The following is a 25,117-nucleotide window of genomic DNA, read 5'->3' on the forward strand; positions in this document are numbered from 1 at the left end:
CCCCCCGAACGGTGCAACCCCCCATAGCGACCTAACGGTTCCGCACCCTGACGAGTTGGAGCACGCATGCCCCAGCACGTGCCTTCTCCGCTGCGCGACGCCGCCCCTCGGGTCGCGCAACGGCTCCCGGCACTTCCCCCGCAGCCGCGCCGGATCGTGTTCCTGGCCCGCCGCGATCTCGGAAACCCGGCCGCGGGCGGATCCGAACTGCTCGTCGACCGGCTGGCCGACGGCCTGAGCAAGCTCGGCCACCAGGTCACCCTCCTGTGCGGGGGCCCTGCCGCCTTCCGCGACTACCGCGTCGTGTCGGCGGGCGGTGACCTCGGGCACTATCTGCGCTCGCGCTCCGCCTTCACCCGGCAGGTCGGCGACTGCGACCTCCTCGTCGAGGTCTGCAACGGCATGCCGTACCTGGCGCCGCTGTGGCACCGCGGACCCACGCTGTGCCTGGTCAACCACGTCCACACCGATCTGTGGGGGATGCGCTTCCAAGGTGCGCTCGCCCCGGCGGCCCGGCTCGGCCGAAGACTCGAGCACTGGTCGCTCTCCGGTGCCCAGCGCGGCAATCTCCTTGTGGCCGTCTCGCCGTCCACGGCCGGCGCCCTGCGTGCGATAGGCGTGGAGCGTGAACGAATACGCATAGTCCACAACGGAGTCGAGGAGCCGGGCCCCCTCCACCCCCGCTCGGACGAGCCGATGTTCCTGGCGATGGGACGGCTCGTCGAGTACAAGCGCATCGATCTGCTGCTCCGCCTCTGGGAGCGCGTCAGACCCGTCACCGGAGGACGTCTGGTGATCGTGGGCGACGGACCCGAGCTGGCGCGGCTGCAGCACATCGCCGGTCCCGGGGTGGAGTTCAAAGGTCATGTCTCCGAGGCGGAGAAGCATCAGCTGCTCTGCGAGGCGTGGATGCTCCTGCACCCCTCCGCCGTCGAGGGCTGGGGCCTGGTGATCACCGAGGCGGCGACCCGGTCGACCCCGGCGATCGGCTTCGACGTACCCGGCGTACGTGACTCCATCGAGGACGGCGTGACCGGGCTGCTCGCCCGGGGCGAGAGTTCCTTCGCCGCCGCCTGGTGCACCTTGGCGCTGAGCGCCGAGCGCCGGCAGACCCTTGGCAAGGCGGCGGGCGAACGGGCCACCAGCTACCGGTGGGCCAATTCCGTACGCGAGTTCCAGGCGGTGGCCTCAGAGGCGATCGTCTCGCACCAGGCAGCCCAGGGGTCCGCGTGAAGGATCCGTCCCTGCGCCGTTCCGTCACCCTCTTCCGGGCCTTCCTGCGCGAGCAGCAAGAGCCCGAGCGGTGTTACACCCTGCTCGCCCGTGACGCCGCCGACCAGGTCGAGGCCTATGGACCGGTCAAGGGCCGTGTCGTCGTCGATGTCGGCGGCGGCGGTGGCTATTTCACCGAGGAGTTCCGGCGGCGCGGCGCCCAGAGTTTCCTCTTCGAGCCGGACCCGGCCGAGCTGGGAGCCAAACCGCCGGAGGGCTCCGTCGTCGCCGACGGATACCTCCTCCCCCTGGGGGACGGCGTCGCCGACGTCACCTTCTCCTCCAACGTCCTGGAGCACGTGGACGATCCGCAGACGTTCCTCAGCGAGATGGTGCGGGTGACCAGGCCCGGCGGCCTGATCTACGTCTCCTTCACCAACTGGTACTCACCATGGGGCGGCCACGAGTGGGCGCCCTGGCACTACCTCGGCGGCGCCCGTGCGCGGGCCCGCTATGAACGACGTACCGGCAAGGCAGCCAAACACACGCTCGGCGAGAACCTCTTCGCTCACCACGTCGGCCCGACCCTGCGCCAAGTGCGGGCGAGGGAAGACGTGTCCGTCGTGTCCGCACGGTCCCGCTACTGGCCGTTCCTGGCCGGTGGCATCACCAAAGTGCCGGGTGTACGCGAGTTCGCCACCTGGAATCTCCTCCTCATCCTCAGGCGGTGTCCATGACCACGGTCCAGGCCCCACCCCCGGCGGCAGTCCGGCCCACGGCTGACGCCCCCGAACCCGGCGGAGGCCCGCGCTCCAAGCGCTGGCTGCTCGGGTTCTGGGCCGTGGTGTTCGTCCTCTTCCTCGCCGTGAAACCGGGGCGGATGACGTTCGACACCAAGCTGGGTGTCGCCGTCGACCCCTGGCAGTTCCTCTCCGACCTGGGCCAGTTGTGGCACGACCGGGGCGGGTTCGGCGGAATCCAGGACCAGTACGTCGGCTATACGTGGCCGATGCTGCCGTTCTACGGCCTCGCGGACCTCGTCCAGCTCCCCGTGTGGCTCGCGGAGCGGCTCTGGCTCTCGCTGATCGTGGCCACCGCCTTCTGGGGTGCGCTGCGGCTCGCGGAACGGCTGCAGATCGGCAGCAGCGCCAGCCGGCTGCTCGGCGCGACGGCGTATGCCCTGTGGCCGACGTTCACCGTCGTCGTCGGGTCGACGTCGGCTGCCGCGCTGCCCGGCGCCCTGCTGCCGTGGGTGCTGCTCCCGCTGACGAACGACCGCATCAGCGCCCGGTCGGCCGCCCTGCGGTCCGCGCTCGTCATCCCCTTCATGGGCGGCGTGAACGCGGCGGCGACGCTGGCGTCACTGCTTCCGGTGGGCCTGTATCTCCTGTCGAGGCCGAACGGCCCGCGCAAGCGGAAGCTGATCACCTGGTGGGTGCCCGGCGTCATCCTCGCCACCGCCTGGTGGGTGGTGCCGCTGTTGATGCTCGGCATCTACGGCGAGAACTTCCTTCCGTACGTGGAGAATTCGGCCACCACGACCGGCACGATGTCGGCCACGGAGACACTGCGCGGCGCCGGCAACTGGGTCGCGTACCTGCACTTCGGCGAGGCGTGGCTGCCCGCCGGGTGGACGGTCGCGACGTCCGTGATCGTCGTGGTCTGCTCGGCGCTCGCCGCCGCCCTCGGCCTCGCCGGGCTCGCGCGGCGCGATCTGCCCGAGCGGCGCTGGCTCGTCCTGACCGTGCTCTCGGTCGTCCTCGTCACGCTCGCCGGGTACGGCGGTGCGTTCGGGGCGCCCTTCCACGAGACGGTGCAGTCGTGGCTGAACGGCGGGCTCGTCCCCTTCCGCAACATCTACAAGTTCCAGACGGGCCTGGCGCTCGCGCTTGTCCTCGGCCTGATGCATCTCGTGGGCGTGGCCGCGCAGTCGCGCGGGGCGCGACCGGTGCGGGGGCGCAAGTTCGCCCCGCTGATCGCCGCCCTGCTGGTGCTTCCGGGACTCGCCTTCCCCTACTTGAACGGCTCGATCCTCCAGCCCGGTTCCTTCAAGAAGCTCCCCAACTACTGGGAAGCGACGGGTGACTGGCTGAAGAAGTACTCCCCCGACTCCCGGGCGCTCGTGGTGCCCGCCACCGCGCACGGCATCTACACCTGGGGCTCGCCCATCGACCAGCCCCTCGACGTGCTCGCCGATTCGCGCTGGGCGCAGCGGGACTACGTCCCGTTCGGCACGCCCGGCAACCGGCGCGCGATGGACGCAGTGGAGCAGGCGCTCTCTACGGGCGGCGAAGTCCCCGGTCTGCGCGACTACTTGACGCGCGCGGGCATGTACTACGTCGTCGTACGCAATGACCTCGACCCCGACCAGATCGGGAACGTACCGACCGCGACCGTGAAGCGGACCCTGGAGGAGTCGGGCTTCGATCGCGTCACCGGCTTCGGTCCCACGGAGACCGGCGGGACGATCCCCAAGGACACGCCACTCCAGGTCGAGGGCCTCTACCCGCGCGAGCGCGCGGTGGAGATCTACGCGCCGGGTTCGGGCGCCGAGCGGCCCGGTCAGGCCGGGATCAAGCCGGTGTCGAACACGGCCGTGGTGAGCGGCGGCCCGGAGTCGCTGCTCCAGCTGTCCGCCGACCCCTCGATGCGCGACCGCCCCTCCGTCCTGACGGGCGACAACCACCCGGGCGTCGGAACTCCCGGACTGCAGGCGGTCGGTGACGGTCTGCGCCGCGCCGACACGCGCTTCGGCCTGGTCAACTCCAACACCTCTTATACGTACACACCGGGCGAACGCAACGCGAGCGGGGCCCTCCAGGACGCGGGCAAGAAGCCGCACCAGATCCTCCCCACGAAGGGGATCGAGCACCAGACGACGGCTCATCTGCGCGGCGCGAAGTCCGTGACGGCGTCGAGCTACGGCAACTGGCTCTTCCACCTGCCGCAGTACGACCCCGTGAACGCCTTCGACGGCAACCCCGGCACGGCATGGGCCGAGGGCAGTCCCGGAAAGCCGAAGGGCGCCTGGATCAAGGCGGAGTTCAGGTCCAAGGAGTCGATCCCCTCCTCGATCCGGGTCATACCGCTGCCGCAGGAGGGCGTGCGGGCCGCGCCCACGCGGGTGCGGGTGGAGACGGAGCAGGGCAGCCGCACCAGTTCGCTGCAGGCCAACGGCATGCGGCAGAGCATCAAGGCGCCCGCCGGTGAGTCGAGTTGGCTGAAGGTCACCATCCTGGACGCGCAGATGGGCCAGGAGGGTCTGACGGGCGCCGGGTTCTCCGAGATCACCGTTCCGGGTGTGCGGGTGACGAAGCTGCTGCAGATGCCCACGGACACCGGGGCGGCTGACGGCCGGGAGGCGGCCGCGGGCGCCGAGGCGACGACGTACTCGATGCACCGTTCGTCGGACCCGAGCGCGCTGTCGCCCGTCAACACCGAGTCGGGGCTGCACCGCCGCTTCACGACTCCGGCCGAGGCCGAGTACGAGGTGAAGGCGAGCGCGGTCGCCGTTGCGGGGTCCGAGCTCGACAAGCTGCTCTACAAGGTGGCGCCGGAGCAGAAGGACCAGATCGTCGCGAGCGCCGACTCCACGTCGAAGCTCGGCGGCAGCCTGTCGCCGCGCAATCTCACGGACGGCGATCTGACGACGGCCTGGATCGCGGGTGACAGTCCGGTGGTCCATCTGAAGTGGAAGGGCAAGCAGGAGATCGACGAGATCGTCCTGCCTGCGGCGGGCGGGCTCTCGACTCGCCCCGAGAAGGTCGAGATCAGTTCGCCCGACGGTGCGGCGGTCGCCGGCGTCGACGAGAACGGCAACACGCGGTTCCCGCCGATCACCACGGACGAGCTGACCATCACGGTCACCAAGACCGCGCCCCTGACGGTCCACAACCCGGTGGCCGACGACAACCTGCAGCTGCCGGTGGGCCTCACCGAGGTCTACGTCCCTGCTCTGGACAAGTACCGGACGAAGCAGCCCGCTGCCTCGGCGACCTTCGAACTCGCCTGCGGCGAAGGGCCGGATCTCGCCGTCGACGGCAAGCTGCACGCGACGAGCGCGAAGGGTTCGGTACGGGATCTGGTCGAGCGGCGGCCCATCGAGGTCACGCTCTGCTCGCGGGGCTCGGAGAACACGGCCCTGTCGCTCGGCTCCGGCGGGCACACCGTCGAGGCCGGTGACGCGGGCCCGCTCGCCCTCATGGACGTCTCGCTGACGCAGGGGACGCCGGGCGCGATCGACCGCGATTCCCGTTCGCTGAACATCAAGGACTGGCTGGGCGACCGGCGCGAGGTGTCGGTGGGCGCGGGAGCGGCCTCCTACCTCTCGACGTACGAGAACATCAACGACGGCTGGAAGGCCACGCTGAACGGCAAGGAGCTGTCGTCCGTACGCCTCGACGGCTGGCAGCAGGGCTTCCTGGTCCCGAAGGGCGAGGGCGGCACGGTCAAGCTCTCCTACGAGCCCTCGCGGATCTACGAGATCGGCCTGATCGGCGGCGGTGTCGGCGTCCTCGCCCTGATCGCCCTGGTCCTGATCCGGCGCCGCGAGCCGAACCCGGACGGGCCCGACCTGGCGCCGCCCGCGCCCGGTCTGATCCTGGGCACGGTGGCACTGACGCTGGTGGCCGCGGTGATCGCGGGCTGGTTCGCCCTGCTCGTGCCCGCGCTCGCCCTCCTCGCCTGGCGCCGTCACTCGCTGCTCGTGCCGCTCGCCCTCGTGGCGATGGCCGGGGCGGGGATCGCGGCGGCGGTGGGGGCCGGTGAACCGGCCACGGCGGACGAGGGCGCGTTCAGCCCCGCTGCCCAACTCCTCGCGCTCATCGCGCTGTTCGCGGCGCTGGTGAGTGTGCGGGGTGCGGCTCCGGCCACTGGGGCGGCCTCCGGGTCCGGGGACACCGGTGGGGGTGGCGAGGCAGCTCCATGGGGGCCGCCTTCGCACCAGCCGCCGCCCGCGGCTCCCCCGATGACGCCTCCGGTGGCGCCTCCCCCGGCGAGCGGCGGCACGCCACCGCTGGGTCCCGACCGGGACCTGGGCACGACTCCGCTGCCGCGTCGCAAGCGCGGGGAGAGCGGGCCGGGTGCCAGTGCGGACGACGGGGCTGACGACGGGTCAGGCGGCGCGGGCGGCGGCCAGGGCGCCGATGGTGCGCCGCAGGCCACCAGTTCGACGATCTCCGCCAGGGGCCCCGCCTCCGCCCAGCCGGAACCGGCACCGCCGGGCACGCGGACCACGCGCTTCAGGCGGCGCAGGCCAAGGACGACGGGCGACGGGCTCGCGGGAGCCGCGGCGCCGTCCGCCCCCGGGGAGGACACGGACCGATGACCGCACTCGATCAGCCGGCACGTCACGCGGACGGGCCCGAACGGCCCCCGGAGCGCGTGCCGTTCCCCGTCGTCGACGAGGTCGCCAGGCACTGCCTCCAGGAGGAGGAGCCGGAGACGGTACACATCGAGGTCCACCTGCCCGGCACACCGGACCCGGCCCGCCTGAAGGCCGCGTTCACCGAGGCCCTGCGCCGCCACCCGCGCATCCTGATGCGGGAGGCGCGGGGGCCTTGGTACCGCCGCCGCTACGAATGGGAGCTGACGGCGGAGCCGGACGTGGAGGTGGTGACGTTCCCGGTGCCGGAACGGGACGCCCTGAAGAAGGCCCGCACCCGCTCCCTCTCCGAAGCCCCGCCTCTGTCGGCCTCCCCACCGATCCGCCTGGAGGTGATCGCTTCTGGCGGGGCCGCCGACGCGGTCGCCTCCGGCGGTGGCAGCGGTACGGGGGGCACGCCCACCCCTGACACAACCAGCGCTACGGGCGGGGCAGGCAGCCGGGCGAGCGACGACTCGGCCGCAGGCACCGGCTCCGGGGGCACACCCGCTCCAGACGGCAAGGCAGGCTCCGCCGCCCCCGACGCGGGCGTCACCCCGACCGGCTCAGGGCGCCCCGCCAGCAACAGCGTCCTCTTCCTCACCATCAACCACACCGCCCTCGACGGCCCCGCCTGCCTCCGTGTCCTCGCCACCGCCGCCGAGCTGTACGGCGGGCAGGACAACTCCCCCGCCGCGCCGCCTCTGCGTACCCCCTCGCCCGCCGCGCCCGAGCGTGCGCAGGACGTCGGCGACGCGCCCTCCGGCTGGGCTCCCCCTGCCCGCGTCTCGCGCGGCGCTCCCGAGCCCTCGCCCGGCAACGGCATGCTCGTCGCCGAGTTGCCGGTGCCGCGGCGGCCCAAGGGGGCGCCGTTCACCGTGAACGATCAGCTCATGGTGGCGACCGCGCTGATGATCGCGCACTGGAACCGTGAGCACGGCGCGCGGCCCCGGCCGTTCCGGATCACCATGCCCGTGGACGACCGGCCCCGGAGCATGGACATGCCCATCGGGAACGGCACCCGGCTCGTCGAAGTGCCGTTCACCGCCGCCGAGCTGACCTCCGAGGACTGGGGCCCGGCGGACATCGGCGCACTGCTGCGCCGCACCGCCGACCGCACCCGTGCCCTCAAGGCGCTCCCCCGGCCCCAACTCGGCCGCGGGGCCGCCCTCCTGACCTCGCCCGTCCTGCCCGTCACCCTCAGGGCCGCCGTCACGCGCGGCCTGCGCAGAGCCGCCGCGCCCTGGACCTCCACGACGCTGCTCAGCAACATCGGGCGCGTTCCGTACTCCCTCGACTTCGGTGACGCCGGACGCGCGTACGCCGTCTGGTTCTCCGCGCCCGCCCGTCTGCCACGCGGCCTGACCGTGACCACGGCGTCCACCGCGGGGCGCCTGCACGTGGCCCTGCGCTGGTCGAAGACCCTGCTCAGCAGCGGCGACGGGGCCCATCTGCGCGACCTCTTCGAGCACTACCTCCACGCGACAGAGCACACGGAGCACACGGAGGAGGGGACCACGCCATGACAAGCACCAGTACCGCACCCCGCGACCTGCGGGACTTCTACGAGGACCCCTCCGTCCCCGTGGCGTCCGGCGACGCCCGCAGCCTGCGCCAGGCCAGAATGCTCGCCGACGCCATCGGCCCCGCCACCGCCCGCACCGCCGTCGTCCTCGACATCGGCTGCGGCGACGGCACCGCCGCGGCGACCGCTGCCCCGCTCCTCGCGGGGCATCGCGTGATCGGGGTCGACTGGTCCCAGGACGCCCTCAAGCGGGCCCACGCGCACCTTCCGTACGTCGTACGCGGTGAACTCACCGACGGTGGGCTCCCGTTCGCCGACGGTTCCGCCGACGCCGTTCTCTTCAGCGAGGTCATCGAGCACCTCGTCGACCCCGACAGCGCCCTGGACGAGCTGAGGAGAGTGCTCAGGCCGGGAGGGCATCTGATGCTGTCCACGCCCAACCTCGCCGCCTGGTACAACCGCGGGCTCCTGCTCGCCGGGGTGCAGCCCGTCTTCTCCGAGGTCAGTCTGCGCGGCATCCACGGGCGCCCGGGGACCGAGGTCGTCGGACATCTGCGGCTCTACACCGCCCGCGCACTGCGGGAGTTCGTCGCCGCGTCCGGCTTCGAGGTGGTGCGTGTCGCCGGTGCGCCCTTCCACGGCGTACCGCGTCCGCTGCGCGCCCTGGACCGACTCGCCTGCGCCGTGCCGAGCGCCTCGTCGATCCTGCTGCTGCACGCCCGAAGGACGTAAGGCATGTGGTGGGGTGTGGCCGCCGCCCTCCTTGCGAACGTCCTCTACAGCACCGGGTTCGTCCTGGAGAAACGTGCCCTCACCGCGATGCCCTCCGTCAGCGTGCGCAGCCCGGCACGGCTGCTGAAACAGGTGATCTCCAGCCCGCTGTGGATCGGCGGATCGCTCGCGCTGGCCGCCGGTTTCGGCGCGCAGCTCGCCGTCTACCGGACGCTGCCGATCGCCGCCGCGCAGGGCATCTTCGTCTCGGGGCTCGTACTCCTGCTGCTGCTCTCCTCCGTGCTGCTCGGGGAGCAGACTTCGGGGCGCGAGCGGTACGCCGTCGGGGCCATCCTCGCCGCGCTGCTCATGGTCGTCCTCTCGCTGAGCGAGGAGGCGGACACCGTGAGCCGCAGCGCGCCCGTGCCGCTCGTCCTCACGGTCTGCCTGCCCTCGCTCGCCGCGGGGGTCCTGCTCTACGGATCGGCCGAGCGGCGCGCGAAGCACCGGCACCGGCTTCCGACGACAGGCGTCGAGTACGGCGTCGCCGTCGGTCTCCTCTACGGGGTCAGCTCGCTCGCCATCAAGGGCGTGTCCAGCTATCTGACCACGGACGAACTCGGCTCCGCGCTGCTCGACCTGCTGCGCTCCCCGTATCCGTATCTGCTGCTGTTCACCGGCGCGTTCGGCTTGATCATGTCCCAGGCGGCGCTGCAGCGCTGCCGGGCCTCGCTCATCGTCCCCGTGTGCACGACGGTTACCGCACTGTTCACCGCGGTACTCGGCACGCTGGCCTTCGGCGAGCCGCTGCCGGAGGAACCCCTGCGACTCGCCCTGCGCATCGCGGGCACCGCACTCGCGGTGTCCGTGCTCCTCGCCATGCCCAAGCATGACGCGCCGCCACCTCAACCGACGCCCCCGACCAAGGAGTTGACGAGCTGATGAACCCCGAAGACCCGCTCCTGAAGATCCTCGCCTGTCCGCTGGACAAGGGGCCGCTGCATCTCCTGGGCCCCGCGGACCCCCTCGTACCTGAGGAGGTGCTCTACAACCCGCGGCTGCGCCGCCGCTACCCGGTCATCGACGGCATACCGCAGCTCCTGCCCTCCTCCGGGGAACAGATATCGGAGGACGAGCACGAGCAGCTCCTGAAGCGGATCTCCCCGTGACGGGCCCCCACAAGACCGGGGCGAGCCCCCACAAGACCGTGGCCGCCCGCCTCGCCCCGCATCTCCCCGCCCGGCTCATCGGCGCCCTGGCCCGCCTCGTCTACCCGCGCTTCGAACCGGAGCTCGCCCGCCTCGCCGATCTGTGCCCGCGCGGCTGCGGCACCGCGGTCGACGTCGGTGGCTGGTACGGCCCCTGGTCGCGCCGTCTCGCCTCGCGTGCGCGCCGCGTGGTGACCGTGGAGCCCGTACCGCATCTGGCCCGGCTCCTGGAGACCTCCACGCCCGGCAATGTCCGGGTGATCCAGGCCGCGGCCACCGACCGCCCCGGCACGGCCAGGCTCTGGCTGCCGCAGGGCGACCGCGGGGACCGCGGGGTCTCCTCCCTCATCCGCAGGGACATCCACGCCAAGGCGGTCGAGGTGCCCTGCCTCACCCTGGACGGGCTCGGCCTGCGCGACGTCGACTTCATCAAGATCGACGTGGACGGCAACGAACTCCAGGTCCTGCACGGCGCCCACGACCTGCTCACCCGTGACCGTCCCGCCCTCTTCATCGAGCTGGAGTCCCGCATCCAGCCGATCAAGCCGATCATCGAGCTGCTCACCCGGCACCACGGCTACCAGGGCTGGGTCCTGCCCCACGACACCTGGCTGCCGCTTGCCGGCTTCGACCTGGAGGCGCACCAGAACGACACGTCGTACGTCGTGTCGCAGGGGCTGCTGCGCAGAGTGCTCACGCCGCGCCGGCCCCGGTACGTCAATTCGGTGCTCTTCCTTCCCGGCGGGCGCCGCCCGGGAGCCGCGGTGGTGCGCGACCATGGAGCGCATGTCCGCTAGCTCCGCCCACGGCCCCAGATCTTCGGGCCCGTTCACTCCTCTCGACTTCCAGCTGGTCCTGTTGCGCCGCATGGCCGACCACAATCCGGACCTGGTGGAGGCGGCCCGCCACGAGCTCGGCGTCTCCATCGCGGACATGCGCGAGGCCAACCGCCGCTGGCAGGCGATGAGCCGCTCCTCCCGCTCGCGCGGCGCGGTCTCCCGTTACCGCTCGGTGCTCGGCGCCCCCGAAGCCACCGTGCCCCGCCGGATCGGCGACCTGGAGTGCGAGGCCCTGCTGTGGCCGGTGCCGCTCTGGCAGGACCTGCGCTTCGAGGTCCTGCGCGCGCCCAACGGCGCGGTGTGGAACGAGTGGCTGATCCGCGCACCCGGCACCCCGGGGCCCGCGCTGCACACTCTGGACGACCTCACCCCCTGGTCGTGCACGGTCGACGAGGCCGCCCGCGCGTTCGCCCCGGCCCGCCCGTTGGAGGGCACGGCGCCCACGCGCTGGCGGCTCGCCTTCACCGCGCCGGACGGGGCGGGTCAGCCGCGGCGCTGCGTCGCGGAGTTCACCTGGGGGCTGCTGCAGCGGCTGTCGTTGCCCGACGGCTGCTGACGCCCGCGCAGGAGCGCCACGGCCCCGACCGCGAGAGCAAGCGCCACGAGCAGCGCGCTGACCCACAGCGGCGAGCGGTGACCGAGCCCCGCCGAGAGGGCGAGGCCACCGCTCACGGGACCGATCGCCGCCCCTACGTTCAGCGCGGCCGTGGCGAAGCCGCCCGCGAGCGTGGGGGCGCCGGTCGCCGCGTACAGCGCCTGGGTGATCAGCGCGGAGCCCACGCCGAACGACAAGGCGCCCTGGACGAGGACGAGCACGACCGCGGCCACGGGGTGGCTCCCTGCGGTCAGCGCGAAGAGCACCCATCCGGCGAGCAGCGCCACCGCGCCCGTGAGCAGGAACGGAACGGGCCGCGCGTCCGCGAACCGCCCCGCGACGGTGACCCCGGCGAACGACCCCACGCCGAAGAGCGCGAGGAGCGCGGGCACCCAACTCTCCGAGAATCCGGCGACGTTGGTGGCCACCGGCGAGAGGTAAGTGAACGTGCAGAAGGTCGCGCCGTTCACCAGCGCCCCGATGAGCAGCGTGACCACGAGGCGTGGCTCGCGCAGCGACCGCAGCTCCCCGCGCGCGTCGCCCGCCGCGGTGTCGGGCGCACCGGCGGGCACGGACCGCAGGATCGCGAGGACGGCGGGCACCGAGACGAGGGCCACCGCCCAGAACGCGGACCGCCACCCCCAGAACTGCCCGAGCAGCGCGCCGCCGGGAACGCCCGCGACACAGGCGAGGGTGACGCCCCCGAGCAGCACCGACGTGGCCCGCCCCTTGGCGTTCGGCTCGACCATGCCGACGGCGGCGCCCAGGGCCACGGCGAGGAATCCGGCGTTGGCGAGCGCACCGACGACACGGGTCGCGAGCAGCACGGCGAAGCTGGTGGTCAGCGCGCCGACGACATGGACGAGCAGGAAGGTCACGAGGAAGCCGAGCAGCGCGTTCCGGCGGGGCCGGCGGCGGCTGAGGACGGCCATCACCGGCGCACCGATGATCATCCCCACGGCGAAGGCCGATGTCAGGGTGCCCGCGGTGGACAGGGACACGTTCAGATCGGCGGCGATGTCCGGGCCGAGACCGGAGAGCATGAACTCGGAGGTGCCTTGCGCGAAAACGGCAAGGCCGAGCATGTAGAGAGCAAATGGCATGAGGGAACTCCGCGAGTGGCCACTGGCCGGGAAACGGGAAGGTCAGTCCGCGCGACGGCGAAGGCGCCCCGAAAGGGGCGCGGGGAACTGCGCGACCAGCCACGACGCACCCGCAGCTACACGCTGCAATTCCCGCAGAACTGCTCGGCCACCGGACATGCCGGGCCGGTGGCTAGAGTCTGTCGGACTCGGGACTGGACATGGCGGCAGGCTAATCAGGCCACACACGCCACGTCCACCCGATTAGCTCGCGGCGGTGAGTATCTCCTCGGTCACGGCTGCCAGCGAGGCCCGGTCCAGGAAGAGGAAGAGGTTCGGCTCGACGAGTTCGAGCTCCATGACGCAGGGCGCGTCCCCATCCGTTTCATCGACGAGGTCAACACGCGCGTAGAGCAGCTCGGGCGAGCCCGGGACCGCGGCCAACGCCCGTTCGGCGACGTCGAGTTCGGCGGGGGTCGGCTGCCACGGGCGCAGATCGGGATGCGGCATCTTCTCGTCGTCGTACGCCGTGCCCGGCGCGAGCACCGCGCCCTTCTGTATGGCGTGCAGGAGCCGCCCGCCGACGTAGACGAGGGCGCGTTCACCTGTCTCGTCGATGCGCGGCATGTAGGGCTGCACCATCGCGGTCAGGCCTTCGCCGTGCATCCGCTCGATGTGGCGTACGGCGGCGTCGTACTCGCCCTTCTCGTACCGGGCGGCGTAGCGCGCGCCCGCCCCGGAGGTGGGCTTGACGACGAAATCGCCGTCGTCCGGGATCTCCGTCGCGTCGCCGGGCGCCAGATAGCGGGTCGGCACGACGGGCACCCCTGCCGCCGCCAGCTCCTCCAGGTACCGCTTGTCGGTGTTCCACCGCACCACGGAAGCGGGATTGGCCAGGACGGTGAGCCGCGCGACCCGCCCCGCCCAGGTCACGAACTCGGTGACGCGTTCGCTGTAGTCCCAGGCGGACCGTATGACGACGAGGTCGAACCCTTCCCAGTCGACCCGCGGGTCGTCCCAGGACACGGTGGCGACGTCGGCGCCCGCCGCGCCGAGCGAGCGTGCCAGCTCGGGGAGGTCACGGTCGAGGCCGGTCTCCAGCTGGGGCCTGCTGGTGACCAGGGCGATCGTGGGGCGGTCGGGTGACACGGAGGCCTCCAGGGTTCGATGATCCGCCCCGCAGGCTAACAACCTTGTCGACGTGTTCCCGACAAGGCCCTTGCCCAGGTCAACGGAGCCCGGCGGGCCCGGCCGAGCGCGGCGGAATTCAGCGGGGCGACCCCACGAGCCCCGTCTCGTACGCCATGATCACCAGCTGCACACGGTCGCGCGCGTCCAGCTTGGCGAGCAGCCGGGTCAGATAAGTCTTCGCGGTGGCCACGCTGATGGAGAGTTCGGCGGCGATCTCCGTGTTGGACAGGCCGCCGCCGACAAGGGTCAGGACCTCGCGTTCACGGTCGGTGATGCCGGTGATCCCGTCCTGCGTACGGGAGTTGGGCTTCGGGCGGCCCGCGAACTCCTTGATGAGGCGGCGGGTGACGCTCGGCGCGATCAGGCCGTCTCCCGCGGCGACCACGCGGATCGCGGCGAGGATGTCGTCGAGCGCCATGTCCTTGACGAGGAATCCGGCCGCGCCGACGCGCAGCGCGCCGTAGACGTGATCGTCGTCGTCGAAGGTGGTCAGGACGATGACGTGGGTGTTCCTGCTCGGCCCCTCGGTGATCAGGCGGGTGGCCTCGATGCCGTCCATGCCGGGCATGCGGATGTCCATCACCACGACGTCCGGGCGGAGTTCCTCGGCGAGCCGGACGGCTTCGGTGCCGGTACCCGCCTCGCCCGCGACCTCGATGTCGGGGGCCTCGGTGATGACCATGCGCAGGGCGGCACGGACGAGGGGCTGGTCGTCGACGAGTACGACGCGGAAGGGCGCCGGGGTCGGATCCGGGCTGCTCTGCACGCTCATCGGACCCCCGCCGGTACGGGCAGCAGCGCCGCGACCCGGAAGCCGCCCTCGGGGCGTGGCGCCGCGGAGAACTCGCCGTGCAGCAGGCCGACCCGTTCGCGCATGCCGAGGAGGCCGTAGCCGCTGTCCGGGGTGCTGCCGTGGCCGCGGCCGCCGTCGATCACCTCGATGGACAGCTCGTCGGCACGGCAGTCGACGGACACCCGGCACGACGCGGTGCTCGCATGGCGTACGACATTGGTGAGCGCCTCCTGGATGATGCGGTACGCGGACATGTCGATCTCCGGTGGCAGCGGCCGGAGTTCGCCGAGCCACCGCACGTCGACGCGGACACCGGCGGCGCTCGTCGTCTCGGCGAGGCGGTCGACGGCGGCGAGGCCGGGCTCGGGGTCGAGCGGCGTCCGCGTTCCGCCAGGTTCCGCCTCGCGCAGGGCGCCGAGGATTCGGCGCAGGCCGGACAGTGTCTCCCTGCCGGTGGCCTCGATGGCGGTCAACGCGTCGCGCGCACCGGCGGGTTGGGTGTCGATGACCCGGCGTGCTGCGCCCGCCTGAAGGGCGATGACGCCGATGCTGTGCGCGACCATGTCGTGCAACTCCCTCGCGATGCGCAGCCGTTCGGCGGTGACGGCCTGGGTGGCGGCCTGGGAGCGCAGGTTCTCCGCGTACCCGCGGGCCTGATGCACCGAGTTTCCGATGAGCCAGGCGACGACGGCGGTCAGCGCGATGTACGGCTCCGCCGCGATGCCGTCGTCCCGCCCGAAGCCGAGCAGCTCCCGCGGGGCCCAGAGCGCGAAGAGCGCCCCGAAGGCCAGGGCGCCCGCGGTCAGCGAGGTGCGCCGGGAGTGGTGTGCCGTGATGAAGCCGAGGGCGACCGTGACCGGCAGGTAGGCGGTCGGCACCGTCTCCGTCTGGTGCCACGCCGCCATCGAGGCTCCCGTGCCCGCGACGAGCAGGGCCGTCGCGGTCAGCGGCCGGCGGCTCAGGACGGCGCAGCCCGCGAGGGCCAGGGCGGTGGCCAGGAGCAGGAGGAGCCGGGCGCCGGGCGCGTCCATGCCGTCCCGCGGATAGGAGTACGAGACGCCCTGCCGGGGCGGCGTCAGGACGTACTCGACGAGGGGGTAGAGCGTCACCGCACACCACGTCACTGCCGTCCAGACGCCCACGGGTATGCGCTTGAGCAGGGGAAGACGCGGTGTGGCCGACATGCGCCGATCGTAACGACGCGGGCCCGGGAGGTCATCGGACCGTGGCTGTACACCCACGGTCGACATCCGCCCGCGCGATTGTCGGCGGTGGTCCGATGACGCGGGGGTGCGCTCCCCGGCACCGTGAGCCGGGTGATCGAAGTCAACGAACTGACCAAGAGGTACGGCGGCAAGACCGCCGTCAAGGACCTGAGTTTCACCGTGCGCCCCGGACATGTCACGGGGTTCCTCGGACCGAACGGCGCGGGCAAGAGCACCACGCTGCGGCTGCTGCTCGGCCTGGACGCCCCCACCGGCGGTTCGGTCACCATCGGTGGCCGCCCCTTCCGTGACCGGCCGCGCGGCCTGCGCCACGTCGGCGCGCTGCTCGACGCGGGCGACGTGCACGGCGGGCGTCGGGCGGTGGCCCACCTGTACGGCCTGGCCCGCGGCAACCGCATCCCACGGGCCCGGGTCGACGAGGTGCTGCGGGATGTGGGGCTCGCGGACGCGGCGCGGCGCCGCATCGGCGGGTTCTCGCTGGGCATGCGGCAACGGCTCGGGATCGCCACGGCGCTGCTCGGCGATCCGCCGGTGCTGCTGTTCGACGAACCCCTCAACGGCCTTGATCCGGAGGGCGTGTTGTGGGTGCGCGGGCTCTTCCGGCGCCTTGCCGCCGAGGGCCGCACGGTCTTCGTGTCGAGCCATCTCATGTCGGAGATGGAGAACACGGCCGACCAGCTCGTCGTCATCGGGCGGGGCGAGCTGATCGCGGCCGAGAGCCTGAGCGACTTCGCGGCGCGGGGGGCGAGGCTGAGCGTGGCGGTGCGGACGCCGGACGGCGTACGGCTGGGGGACGTACTGACCGCCGAGGGCGCTGCCGTGGAGGCGGACGGCGACACGCTCACCGTCACCGGTCTGCCCGCACCCCGCATCGCCGAACTCGCGCTCCGGCACCGGATCCTGCTGAACGAGCTGACGACCCGCACCTCCTCCCTGGAGGAAGCGTTCATGGAACTCACCGCGGACAGCGTCGAATACCCGGCAGGAGAATCCCGATGACGACGACCTTCACCGCCCCCGTGGTCGCGGAGCCACGCGCCCGCTTCCGCGACGTCGTGGCCGCCGAGTGGATCAAGCTCTGGTCGCTTCGCTCGACGAGCTGGGTCCTCGTGCTCAGCGCCCTGGCGGTCCTCGCGTTCAACGTGGGCACGGCCTACGACACGTACCGCTACTGGTCGCAGCAGAACGGCTCCGACCGAGCCGACTTCATCGGGGACGGCATCCCGCTCCTGGAGGCCTTCACCGCGAACGGCGCGCTCGTCTACATGCTGACCGTCGGCGCCATCGGCGCACTGCCCGTCGTCGGCGAGTACGGCACCGGCATGATCCGTACGACGTTCACGGCGGTCCCTGACCGGAGTTCGGTGATGGCCGCCAAGGTGACCGTGATCGCCGCGGTGACGACGGCCTTCGGCGCGGCGCTCGCCGCGGCCTCCTTCGCCCTCACCCAGACGGTCCTTTCCGGACGCGACGCGGGCATCGGGATCTCACACCCGGGCGCACTGCGCGCGGTCGTGGCGTCCGCGCTGCTCGCCCCGGTCTGCGCCCTGGCGGGCATGGCGCTCGGCACGCTCGTCCGGCACGGCGCCACGACCATCGCCGCCGTCTTCGCGGCACTCGTCCTGCTCCCCGCCGTCCTCACCGACGACCGCCACTGGACGGCGGTCCTCTCCCACGCTCTGCCCCTCAACGCCTGGGACCGCCTGGCGCAGCCGGGCGGCCCGCCGGACCTCTATCCGTGGACGGCCACGGGGGCTTGGACGGTCTACGGGGTGTGGGCCCTGGCCTCCGCGGCCGTCGCGGTGACGGCGGTGCGGCGCCGCGATAAGTGAGGCCCGTCGACAAGACGGAGCACGGCCCCGAGCCCCCGCACCGCACCCGGCGCCGCGCCACCCGGCAGGACGTAGGACCGAAGCCCCGCGCCCGCGGCCCCGCCGTCCTTGGCGGGGTGGTCGCCGACCATCAGGGTGTCCGCGGGAGCCACGCCGAGTTCCGCGCACGCGTGGCCGAAGAGCCGTGGGTCGGGCTTCTCGGTGCCGTGTTCGTACGAGTGGACCCAGCTGCCGAACCAGCGGTCGAGGCCGTGTCGGGCGAACGTCGGCCGCAGGTCCCAGCCGACGTCGCTGACCACCCCGAGCGCGATCCCTCGCGCGTCGAGCCCGGCCAGCGTGCGCTCGGCGTCCGCGTACGGCAACCAGTGCTCCGGGGAGCGGAGTTGCTCGTAGAGGACGCCGGCGAAGGGGACGAGTGCGGGGGCCGATGCGTACCACGTGGTGAACGCGTGGCGGTGGGCCTTGGACGAGACGTCGCGTGCGTGCTGGGCCTCGACCACGGCGGGGTCCGAGAGGCCGGTCTCCAGGGAGGTGAGAATCGCGTCCATCGTGGGCTCGTCCACCGGGCCCGGCAGGGCGGCGCGGATGCGGTCCTCGTACGGCTGGATCTGGAAGAGCGTCCCGGAGAAGTCGAAGAGCACGGCTTTGGGTGGCGTCACAGGAGTGGGGGCGACGGTGCGGATCGGGCCCTCGGGGCCGGCGAGGGGCAGGAGCTGGGGAGTTGGCATGTGACCTCCCTATCTGCCGCCGCGTAAAGCCGCGATGAAGGCACTTCCGCGTACTTCCGCGCACGCGGCGCCCCGCGGAACGAGGCGCCGGTGTCACGTACTACGTCCTGGTGGAGCTCAGAGAATGAAGACGCTCTGAGCGGTCTCCGTGTAGTACGTCTCGCCGGGGTGCACGAGCCACTCGACCGGGCCCCCGCAGCCGGGCCCGGAGTGGACCTCGGCGATGGCGTCGGTGTAGTTGGCCACCGAGGACGGGAACGACTCGACGGGATAGCAGCCGCTCGGGTCGTCGTATGCGTTGCCGTTGACGATCAGGGTTCCTTCGGCCGCGTACGCCGACCCCGGCACCGCGATCGTCAGGGTCGCGGCGGCCGTGAGCGCCCCCAGGGTCACGGCCATGCGTCGTCGCATCATGTTGAGATCCCCTCCACCGTGCGGACCACTCCCGACGCGATCCGCTGGAGTCACCCACCGTAGGCGATCAGACACGCCACGTATCCGGCGCGCGGAGGCATCTGCCGTCAGCATGTGCGCCGTTCACTTCTCTTCACCACTCGGTCACGCCACTCACGCACCACGGTCACCGATCGGCCCAACTGAGCTTTCTGCAACGTGAGTTCGTATGATGCGGCCATGGCGAGTCACGGGGATCTCATAGCGGGGCGCTACCGCATCACGACGCCGCTCGGGCGCGGCGGCATGGGCACGGTCTGGCGAGCGGAGGACGAGCTTCTGGGCCGTGCCGTCGCGGTGAAGGAGCTGCACGTCGACGCGGGGCAGTCGGCGGCCGACGCCGCGGGCCGGCGCGAACGCACGCTGCGCGAGGCCCGCTCGGTCGCGCAGGTGAAGCACCCCGGCATCCTGGTCCTGCACGACGTCGTCCAGCACGACGCGCAGCCCTGGCTCGTGATGGAGCTGATCGACGGCCGCTCGCTCGCCGACCGGATGGCCCTGGAGGGCCCGGTCCCGCCCGCCGAGGCCGCCCGCATCGGCCTCTCCCTGCTCGCCGCGCTGCATGCCGCGCACACGGCCGGGGTGCTGCACCGTGACCTCAAGCCCGCGAACGTACTCCTGGAGGCGGGGACGGAGCGCGTGGTCCTCTCCGACTTCGGGATCGCGCAGGTCGACGGGCAGACGACGCTCACGGAGACGGGCGCGTTCGTCGGCTCCCCCGAGTACACCGCCCCGGAGCGCATGTCGGGCAAGCGCACGGGCCCGGAGTCCGACCTGTGGTCGCTCGGGGTGCTGCTCTGCGCCGCCGTCGAGGGCGAGTCGCCGTTCCACCGCGACTCGGTGGCGGGGGTCCTGCACGCGGTCGTCATGGACGAGATCAGGATCCCGGATTCCGCAGGACCGCTGACTCCCGTCGTACGCGGTCTCCTCGAGCGGGATCCCGAGCGGCGGCTCGGCGCGGACGAGGCCGCGCAGGCGCTGCGCGGCTTCCTGGTGGAGGAGCGGATGCCCACCGTGCCCCGCACGCCGGTGACCCCCAAGCCCGCGCCTCCGCCCCCGTCCGACGAAGCGATCGTACTCGGCTCCGCCGCCCCCGCGCCGGCCGCGCGCCCCCGGGTCCGTACTGCGCTGCTCGCCGGCGCCCTGGTCGCCGCCCTCGCGGCGGGCGGCACCGGAACGTGGCTCTTGACGCGGGGCGAATCCAGTACGGGATCGGAGGCGAGGGGAGGCGGCGGCGCCGCGGACGAGGTGCGCGAGAAGCAGGAGACCAAGGAGCCGAGCAAGAAGCCGTCCAAGAGCGCCGACAAGCCGAAGGGGCCCGGCAACAACGGCAAGAAGAGCCCGGCCGCCCCCAAGCCCTCCCCCGAAGGCACCGGCAAGGCCACCCCGGCGGGGACGGGCAAGCCCGCCGGACCGGGCAAGCCCGCCGACGACGACCCGGCCCCGGCGGGTTACCGCACGGCCTCCGACCCGACCGGCTTCAAGATGGTGACGCCCACCGGCTTCGTCCGCTCCGCCGAACCGCCCCGCGTCTTCTACAACTCGGCGGACAACGCCTTCCGCATCGGCGTCCACCCCCAGCCCCTGGACCCGGAAGGGCCGGTGGCGGTGATGCGGCAGGCGCACAAGGACGGCCCGTCGGACTACCCCGGCTACCGCAACGGCTCGGTCCGGGAGACCACGCACAACGGCCACCCCGCCGCCGTCTGGGAGTTCACCTGGGACGGCGGGGCCGGCGACGGCGGGCCGCGCCGCACGTACGACCTGAGCTGGGACGAGGGCGGCAAGATGTACGACCTGTGGGTCTCCGCGCCCGCCGGTCAGGCGGCGAAGGGCGAGCGCCACTTCATCGAAGCGCACAGGTCCTTCACGCGGACGGGCTGACCACTCCGGCGCCCTTGACTCATAGCCCTTACCCCTTAGCCCTTAGCCCCGCTCCTCCATCAACACCGCCCGCAGCGTGGGCAGATGGCCGTGCTCGACGTCCTTCACGGCGGTGACCAGGGTGACCGTCCCGGCGGCCGCCAGTTCGCACAGGTGATGGACGGCGTCCTGCTGCTCCTGGCCCGCCAGTTCGGCGCGGTAGCGGCGGCCGAACTCCTCGTACTCGTCGCGGTGTTGGTGGAACCAGGTCCGCAGCTCGCTGGAGGGCGTGACCTCCTTGAGCCATTCGTCGACGGCTGCCCGCTCCTTGGAGACGCCGCGCGGCCAGAGCCGGTCGACCAGGACACGCACGCCGTCCGCCTCGCCCGGCGGGTCGTACACGCGGCGTACGGGGAACGCATCGGCGGCCTTCATAGGCTCATCGTCGCGCCCCCGCGGACCCTTCGCATCTCGAAAATGCGAACAGGGGAGCAGTTGTTCCCTGGAACAGGTGATCGTCGCGCCAGAGATTGCATGTGACGCATGTGATTGACGATGATTACGGAACGCAAGCGACGGGCTGCAGACCGTAGTTGCCGCGTTCCCAGCCCATGTCCCATACGGCGGCCGGGAGTTGGAACATCCTGAGAAAGTCCCACAAGGAGAAGCACCACCATGAACCTCATCACTGACGTCGTCGCCGGTCTCGCCCACTTCCTCGGCTGGCTGGTCTGACGTCACCCGAAGTTCTCACGGCGACGCCGCCTCCCCCGTCCCAGGGGAGGCGGCGTCGTCGCGTCGGTGCACGTCAGGGACGGGCAGAGGTCGTCAGCGCGTCGATTCCGGATAGAAGTCCCGCGTCGCGCCCTTGGCGTCCTTCGCCTTGCCGAGCAGGCTCGCCGGATACTCCACGAGCCAGTAGCTCGCCGTCCCGACGGCCAGCGCGACCGCGAAGACGATCAGCGCCGCGAACGGAAAGCCCGCCTGACTCGTCGGCACGAGCCCGGACTTGATGAGTTGCAGCATGACCGGCTCGTGCCAGATGTAGACGCTGTAGCTGATGAGCCCGACCGCCGTCACCCAGCGCGACCTCAACAGGCCGTGCCAGCGCACCTGTTCACGCGGACGGACATGCAGCGTGGCGTAGAGCAGCGCGAACCACAGCAGGGCCGCGATCGGGTGGTAGAAGGTGTGGGCGAAGTTCCCCGCGTCGGAGAGGTACGACAGGGCGTAGAGCCCCGCGAGCGCCGCCACCGAGAGCGGCACGGTCGCCCGCGCGCTCAGCTTGCCCCGCTCGCCGAGCGCCACGAGCAGCACCGCGAGCGCCATGCCCGCCGCGAAGCCCCCGAAGCGTGCCTGCGGGCCGAAGTACACCGGCCAGTTGGTGTGCGGCACCCCGACGACGTAATGCGCGACGGAGATCCAGACCAGCGGCAGCACGAAGAGCGCCGCGCACCCCGACAGGCACACGGCGACCCGCGCCCGCCGTGTCGCGAGCCCCCGGCACACCCGCACCGCGAGCGGCCCGAGCGCGACGAGCGCCAGATAGAAGGCGACCTCCAGGGACAGGGACCAGGTGGGCCCGAGGGTGTAGAAGATCCGCTCCTGGTCGAAGATGTGCGTGAACGTGAGGTGCTCGACCAGGTCGCGCCAGTCGCCCGGCAGCGTCGGATTGCGGACCGCCCAGACGACGAGCACCGCCAGGAAGTACAGCGGCAGGATCCGGATCGCCCGCCGGAAGAGGAAGGTCTTCCCCGTGCGGATCGAGCCTCCGTCGATGGCCGCGCGGGCGTACGACAGCGTGAGCAGGTACGCGGACATCACGAAGAAGAGGTCGATCACCTCCAGCGAGACCAGCGCGCCCAGCCACGCACTGTCGACCGGCGGGTGCGATCCGGCCGCGTCGTACGTGTAGTACTCCTGCCACACGTGGAAGAGGACCGTGCTCAGGGCGGCGAGGCCGCGATACCCCTGGAGTTCGAGCGCGCGCCCGCGGGAGGCGGGTGGAGCGGGAGCCGGCGCCTTTGGGGGCCGCGCGGCCGTCAGCGTGCTCATGTCCGCACCGCCGGCTCCGCGACCGCGGCCGTCGCCGCATCGGGGACGGCGGCGCGCGGCGTGACCCGCCACTGCCGGTCGGCGAGCGCCTCCTTCAGATGCGCCTGGCGCGCCACCATGTTCTTGAAGTGGGTGTAGAAGAACGTCGACACGAACAGGTAGCGCCAGAACCACGCCTTGCGGCGCCGCAGTTCGGGCACGGCGAGCCGCCACGCGAAGGCGGCCTGCACCACCCCGGCCGACATGGTGAACGCCGCCGCCGTCAGGCAGACGGGCACCGCCCAGTCCAGGCGGTCCGCGCCGCCCGCACGCCAGGCCGCGTGGGCCAGGATCGGCAGGATCTGGAGCGTCAGCCACGGCTGGACCTCACGCCAGCCGAGCAGCACGAACAGGCCCGTCTTCTGCCTGCGCGAGTACACCGGCGAGCGCAGCGCGCCCCACAGGTGCCGCAGCGACACCTGGAGCCAGCCCTGCGCCCAGCGCGAGCGCTGGTTCCACAGCGGGCGAAGGAGCGTAGGTGCCAGCTCGCGCGAGATGAGCGTGCGGTCCATGGCGATCCGCGCGCCTTCGTTCAGGGCGCGCATCGTGGAGTCGATGTCCTCGGTCAGCATCGAGCCGTGCATCCGGGTCCTGGCCAGCAGGTCCGTGCGCCAGAAGCCGTTCGACCCGCCGAAGACCCCGAAGCCGTACATCCTGGTCCGTCCGGGATGGCTGACCGCGTAGATCGTCTCGAACTCGACGCCGACCGTCCTCGCGACCCACGAGCTGTCGCCGTTGCGGATCACGCAGTGACCCTGGACGACGTCGTAGCCGTTGGACAGCCAGTCCCACGCGTGCCGGAAGGCGTTCGGGGCGGGGTGGTGGTCGGCGTCGAAGATGCCGACGAACTCGCCGTGCACCCGCGTGACCGCCGCGTTGATGTTCTGCGCCTTGGACGTGCTCCCGGCCACCGGAAGCAGTACGAGCCGCGGATCGCGGGCCGCCATCTCGCGCAGGGTGTCCTCGACGGGCAGCGGGTGCGGGGTGTTGTACGCGAGGACGATCTCCAGGTCGGCGGGGTAGTCGAGCCGCAGGAACGACTCGACGGTGTCGACGATGGTCGCGGCCTCGTTCGGCAGGTACGCGGCGATGACCGCGCTGGCGGGCGGATAGGGCTGGCCAGGGCGGTCGGGCCGGGGCGTCGCGTCCAGCGAGAACAGGCACTCCAGCATGATGAGCAGGGCGGAGAGCACGAGCCCTGCCACCACCACCCAGTACGCGAACCCGGCCGCGTCCCAGCCCAGTTCGTACGCCTGCTGGTAGAGCAGGAACGGCACGCCCACGCCGAGCACCAGCGGAAGCACGGGCGAGAGCAGCCGGGTGGCCCAGGTGACCAGCGCTCGCAGCCCCGCGCGGGCCCGGCGGTGGCCGTGCGGGGCGCTCGTCCGCATCCACGGCTCGTAGCGGACCGGGCGCAGGTCCCGGTGGCGCACGGCCTCGGAGACGGCGTCCCGCGCGTCCTCGGCCGCCCGGGCGTGGTCGGCGTACTCGGCGAGCGGGGTCCAGCCGACGGCCGGGGTGAGCCGGACGTTCTCGTCGGCGACGACGAAGCGCGTACCGGCCACGGACACGGCGAACTCCCGAAGGCTCCGCGTCGCGGTCTCCTCGTCGACACCGGGCATGAGCACGAGCAGTTGCCCGGCCTCGTCCCAGCCGAGTCGGTCGCAGACGCCACCGAGACGTTCCGCGACTCCGGCAAGACGCTCGGCGACCTCGCGCCGCACGCGGGGCCCGAGCCGTGTCTCCAGGGCGGCCATCTCGGCGACGCCGACCACGGCGAGCACACCGCCGCGCCGGGCGGCGGACGGACGGCTGAGCTCGCGGTCGAGTTCGTCCATGAAGTGCGGTCCCGAGTAGAGGCCGGTGCGCGGATCGCGCAGCAGGTTCTCCACCGGGACCGGGACGCGGTGCAGCTTGGCCGCTATCCGCGCCGACAGCTCGCGCGGGTCACAGGCCTCCGGCAGGCAGTCGTCGGCGCCGTGCCGCAGCAGATCGGCGACGGCACCGGGGGCGTGGGCGCGGGCCGCCGTGACCATGAGCAGCGGAAGCGCCTGTCCTGCCGGGTCGGCGCGGACCTCGCGTATGACGTCGAGGCCCTGACGCCGGCCGTCGGGGCCGTCGTCGAGGGCCACGATCGCGTCCGGTGGCGCCTGCCTGACCTGGCGGTGTACGTCGCCGGGGACGGCGTGGGTGACTTCGTACCCGGTGAGTCTCAGGGTCCGGGTGAGCAGTTCACGGCTGGGGCCCGGTGAGCCGACGGCCAGGACATGGCCGCTGGTCGGCGGTGTTTCGGAAGGGTGCGGTATCAGCACCGGTGTGACGGACATCTATGTGGTCCCATCCTGTTCGGATTGTGGGGGGAGGACCGATTGGTTTTCGTTGATCCACCAACTACCCCTGAAA

The 25,117-nt window shown here is 72.0% G+C and carries 21 protein-coding genes; 12 read left to right on the plus strand and 9 right to left on the minus strand.

What is annotated here, in order from left to right; all coding sequences use genetic code 11:
- Positions 1–66: 66 nt before the first annotated feature.
- From ABD378_RS14450 to ABD378_RS14490, 9 genes are read left to right on the plus strand one after another with little or no spacing between them, the layout of a single operon-like run.
- On the plus strand, positions 67–1,233 hold the full coding sequence (locus ABD378_RS14450) for a glycosyltransferase family 4 protein (protein WP_344521189.1): 1,167 nt from the start codon (positions 67–69) through the stop codon (positions 1,231–1,233).
- Positions 1,230–1,949 carry a class I SAM-dependent methyltransferase gene (locus tag ABD378_RS14455; protein ID WP_344521191.1) on the plus strand — a complete coding sequence of 240 codons (720 nt, stop codon included), beginning with the start codon at positions 1,230–1,232 and terminating at the stop codon, positions 1,947–1,949. Before ABD378_RS14450 ends, ABD378_RS14455 begins: the two co-directional genes overlap by 4 nt.
- Positions 1,946–6,538 (plus strand): alpha-(1->3)-arabinofuranosyltransferase, encoded by a 4,593-nt coding sequence (locus tag ABD378_RS14460; RefSeq protein WP_344521193.1) that lies wholly within the window; start codon positions 1,946–1,948, stop codon positions 6,536–6,538. Before ABD378_RS14455 ends, ABD378_RS14460 begins: the two co-directional genes overlap by 4 nt.
- A complete protein-coding gene (locus ABD378_RS14465; RefSeq protein WP_344521195.1) occupies positions 6,535–8,100 on the plus strand; it encodes a condensation protein in 1,566 nt (521 codons plus the stop codon). Before ABD378_RS14460 ends, ABD378_RS14465 begins: the two co-directional genes overlap by 4 nt.
- Positions 8,097–8,831: a class I SAM-dependent methyltransferase gene (locus tag ABD378_RS14470; protein WP_344521197.1), complete on the plus strand. Its 735-nt coding sequence runs from the start codon at positions 8,097–8,099 to the stop codon at positions 8,829–8,831. The genes ABD378_RS14465 and ABD378_RS14470 overlap by 4 nt, the downstream gene beginning before the upstream one ends.
- 15 nt (positions 8,832–8,846) lie before the next feature.
- Entirely contained in the window at positions 8,847–9,752 is a 906-nt protein-coding gene (locus ABD378_RS14475) for a hypothetical protein (protein ID WP_344521292.1), read from the plus strand.
- On the plus strand, positions 9,752–9,979 hold the full coding sequence (locus tag ABD378_RS14480) for a Trm112 family protein (protein WP_344521199.1): 228 nt from the start codon (positions 9,752–9,754) through the stop codon (positions 9,977–9,979). The genes ABD378_RS14475 and ABD378_RS14480 overlap by 1 nt, the downstream gene beginning before the upstream one ends.
- Complete coding sequence (locus ABD378_RS14485) at positions 9,976–10,815, plus strand: FkbM family methyltransferase (protein WP_344521201.1); 840 nt, start codon at positions 9,976–9,978, stop codon at positions 10,813–10,815. Before ABD378_RS14480 ends, ABD378_RS14485 begins: the two co-directional genes overlap by 4 nt.
- Positions 10,796–11,413, plus strand: coding sequence for a hypothetical protein (locus ABD378_RS14490; protein ID WP_344521203.1), 618 nt, complete (start codon positions 10,796–10,798; stop codon positions 11,411–11,413). The genes ABD378_RS14485 and ABD378_RS14490 overlap by 20 nt, the downstream gene beginning before the upstream one ends.
- Here the strand turns inward: ABD378_RS14490 and ABD378_RS14495 are convergent.
- The 4 genes from ABD378_RS14495 to ABD378_RS14510 form a co-directional block, all read right to left on the minus strand.
- Positions 11,341–12,555, minus strand: coding sequence for a Cmx/CmrA family chloramphenicol efflux MFS transporter (locus ABD378_RS14495; protein WP_344521205.1), 1,215 nt, complete (start codon positions 12,553–12,555; stop codon positions 11,341–11,343). The two genes, ABD378_RS14490 and ABD378_RS14495, sit on opposite strands and share 73 nt — an antisense overlap.
- A gap of 243 nt (positions 12,556–12,798) precedes the next feature.
- A complete protein-coding gene (locus ABD378_RS14500; protein ID WP_386545223.1) occupies positions 12,799–13,683 on the minus strand; it encodes an ATP-grasp domain-containing protein in 885 nt (294 codons plus the stop codon).
- 118 nt (positions 13,684–13,801) lie between these two features.
- Positions 13,802–14,497: a response regulator gene (locus tag ABD378_RS14505; RefSeq protein WP_344521207.1), complete on the minus strand. Its 696-nt coding sequence runs from the start codon at positions 14,495–14,497 to the stop codon at positions 13,802–13,804.
- Positions 14,494–15,702, minus strand: coding sequence for a sensor histidine kinase (locus tag ABD378_RS14510; protein ID WP_344521209.1), 1,209 nt, complete (start codon positions 15,700–15,702; stop codon positions 14,494–14,496). Before ABD378_RS14510 ends, ABD378_RS14505 begins: the two co-directional genes overlap by 4 nt.
- Before the next feature lie 132 nt (positions 15,703–15,834).
- On the opposite strand from ABD378_RS14510, the gene ABD378_RS14515 reads away from it, so the two are divergent.
- Positions 15,835–16,743, plus strand: coding sequence for an ATP-binding cassette domain-containing protein (locus tag ABD378_RS14515; protein ID WP_344521211.1), 909 nt, complete (start codon positions 15,835–15,837; stop codon positions 16,741–16,743).
- Positions 16,740–17,576 (plus strand): ABC transporter permease, encoded by an 837-nt coding sequence (locus ABD378_RS14520; protein WP_344521213.1) that lies wholly within the window; start codon positions 16,740–16,742, stop codon positions 17,574–17,576. Before ABD378_RS14515 ends, ABD378_RS14520 begins: the two co-directional genes overlap by 4 nt.
- Here ABD378_RS14520 and ABD378_RS14525 read toward each other — a convergent pair.
- Positions 17,510–18,304, minus strand: a complete 795-nt coding sequence (locus ABD378_RS14525) for an HAD family hydrolase (RefSeq protein WP_344521215.1) — start codon at positions 18,302–18,304, stop codon at positions 17,510–17,512. The genes ABD378_RS14520 and ABD378_RS14525 overlap by 67 nt on opposite strands.
- A gap of 117 nt (positions 18,305–18,421) precedes the next feature.
- A complete protein-coding gene (locus tag ABD378_RS14530; RefSeq protein ID WP_344521217.1) occupies positions 18,422–18,718 on the minus strand; it encodes a hypothetical protein in 297 nt (98 codons plus the stop codon).
- 219 nt (positions 18,719–18,937) lie between these two features.
- Here ABD378_RS14530 and ABD378_RS14535 point away from each other — a divergent pair, with 219 nt between their 5' ends.
- On the plus strand, positions 18,938–20,641 hold the full coding sequence (locus tag ABD378_RS14535; protein WP_344521219.1) for a serine/threonine-protein kinase: 1,704 nt from the start codon (positions 18,938–18,940) through the stop codon (positions 20,639–20,641).
- 42 nt (positions 20,642–20,683) lie between these two features.
- On the opposite strand, the gene ABD378_RS14540 is transcribed toward ABD378_RS14535, so the two are convergent.
- The 3 genes from ABD378_RS14540 to ABD378_RS14550 all read right to left on the minus strand — a co-directional run bounded on the left by ABD378_RS14540 (position 20,684) and on the right by ABD378_RS14550 (position 25,041).
- Positions 20,684–21,055: a DUF488 domain-containing protein gene (locus ABD378_RS14540; RefSeq protein ID WP_344521221.1), complete on the minus strand. Its 372-nt coding sequence runs from the start codon at positions 21,053–21,055 to the stop codon at positions 20,684–20,686.
- Between the two features lie 393 nt (positions 21,056–21,448).
- Positions 21,449–22,675: an acyltransferase family protein gene (locus ABD378_RS14545; RefSeq protein WP_344521223.1), complete on the minus strand. Its 1,227-nt coding sequence runs from the start codon at positions 22,673–22,675 to the stop codon at positions 21,449–21,451.
- On the minus strand, positions 22,672–25,041 hold the full coding sequence (locus tag ABD378_RS14550) for a glycosyltransferase (protein ID WP_344521225.1): 2,370 nt from the start codon (positions 25,039–25,041) through the stop codon (positions 22,672–22,674). The genes ABD378_RS14545 and ABD378_RS14550 overlap by 4 nt, the downstream gene beginning before the upstream one ends.
- Positions 25,042–25,117 lie beyond the last annotated feature (76 nt).

Source organism: Streptomyces rectiviolaceus (genome assembly GCF_039533825.1).
Taxonomy (GTDB): domain Bacteria; phylum Actinomycetota; class Actinomycetes; order Streptomycetales; family Streptomycetaceae; genus Streptomyces; species Streptomyces rectiviolaceus.

What these genes read in the sequence shown, in the direction of transcription:
- ABD378_RS14530 (WP_344521217.1), bottom strand. Translation starts at nt 18,718, where the DNA reads ATGATGCGACGACGCATGGCCGTGACCCTGGGGGCGCTCACGGCCGCC.
- ABD378_RS14550 (WP_344521225.1), bottom strand. Translation starts at nt 25,041, where the DNA reads ATGTCCGTCACACCGGTGCTGATACCGCACCCTTCCGAAACACCGCCG.
- ABD378_RS14510 (WP_344521209.1), bottom strand. Translation starts at nt 15,702, where the DNA reads ATGTCGGCCACACCGCGTCTTCCCCTGCTCAAGCGCATACCCGTGGGC.
- ABD378_RS14490 (WP_344521203.1), top strand. Translation starts at nt 10,796, where the DNA reads ATGGAGCGCATGTCCGCTAGCTCCGCCCACGGCCCCAGATCTTCGGGC.
- ABD378_RS14460 (WP_344521193.1), top strand. Translation starts at nt 1,946, where the DNA reads ATGACCACGGTCCAGGCCCCACCCCCGGCGGCAGTCCGGCCCACGGCT.
- ABD378_RS14505 (WP_344521207.1), bottom strand. Translation starts at nt 14,497, where the DNA reads ATGAGCGTGCAGAGCAGCCCGGATCCGACCCCGGCGCCCTTCCGCGTC.
- ABD378_RS14450 (WP_344521189.1), top strand. Translation starts at nt 67, where the DNA reads ATGCCCCAGCACGTGCCTTCTCCGCTGCGCGACGCCGCCCCTCGGGTC.
- ABD378_RS14470 (WP_344521197.1), top strand. Translation starts at nt 8,097, where the DNA reads ATGACAAGCACCAGTACCGCACCCCGCGACCTGCGGGACTTCTACGAG.
- ABD378_RS14495 (WP_344521205.1), bottom strand. Translation starts at nt 12,555, where the DNA reads ATGCCATTTGCTCTCTACATGCTCGGCCTTGCCGTTTTCGCGCAAGGC.
- ABD378_RS14535 (WP_344521219.1), top strand. Translation starts at nt 18,938, where the DNA reads ATGGCGAGTCACGGGGATCTCATAGCGGGGCGCTACCGCATCACGACG.
- ABD378_RS14480 (WP_344521199.1), top strand. Translation starts at nt 9,752, where the DNA reads ATGAACCCCGAAGACCCGCTCCTGAAGATCCTCGCCTGTCCGCTGGAC.
- ABD378_RS14520 (WP_344521213.1), top strand. Translation starts at nt 16,740, where the DNA reads ATGACGACGACCTTCACCGCCCCCGTGGTCGCGGAGCCACGCGCCCGC.
- ABD378_RS14525 (WP_344521215.1), bottom strand. Translation starts at nt 18,304, where the DNA reads ATGCCAACTCCCCAGCTCCTGCCCCTCGCCGGCCCCGAGGGCCCGATC.
- ABD378_RS14540 (WP_344521221.1), bottom strand. Translation starts at nt 21,055, where the DNA reads ATGAAGGCCGCCGATGCGTTCCCCGTACGCCGCGTGTACGACCCGCCG.
- ABD378_RS14545 (WP_344521223.1), bottom strand. Translation starts at nt 22,675, where the DNA reads ATGAGCACGCTGACGGCCGCGCGGCCCCCAAAGGCGCCGGCTCCCGCT.
- ABD378_RS14465 (WP_344521195.1), top strand. Translation starts at nt 6,535, where the DNA reads ATGACCGCACTCGATCAGCCGGCACGTCACGCGGACGGGCCCGAACGG.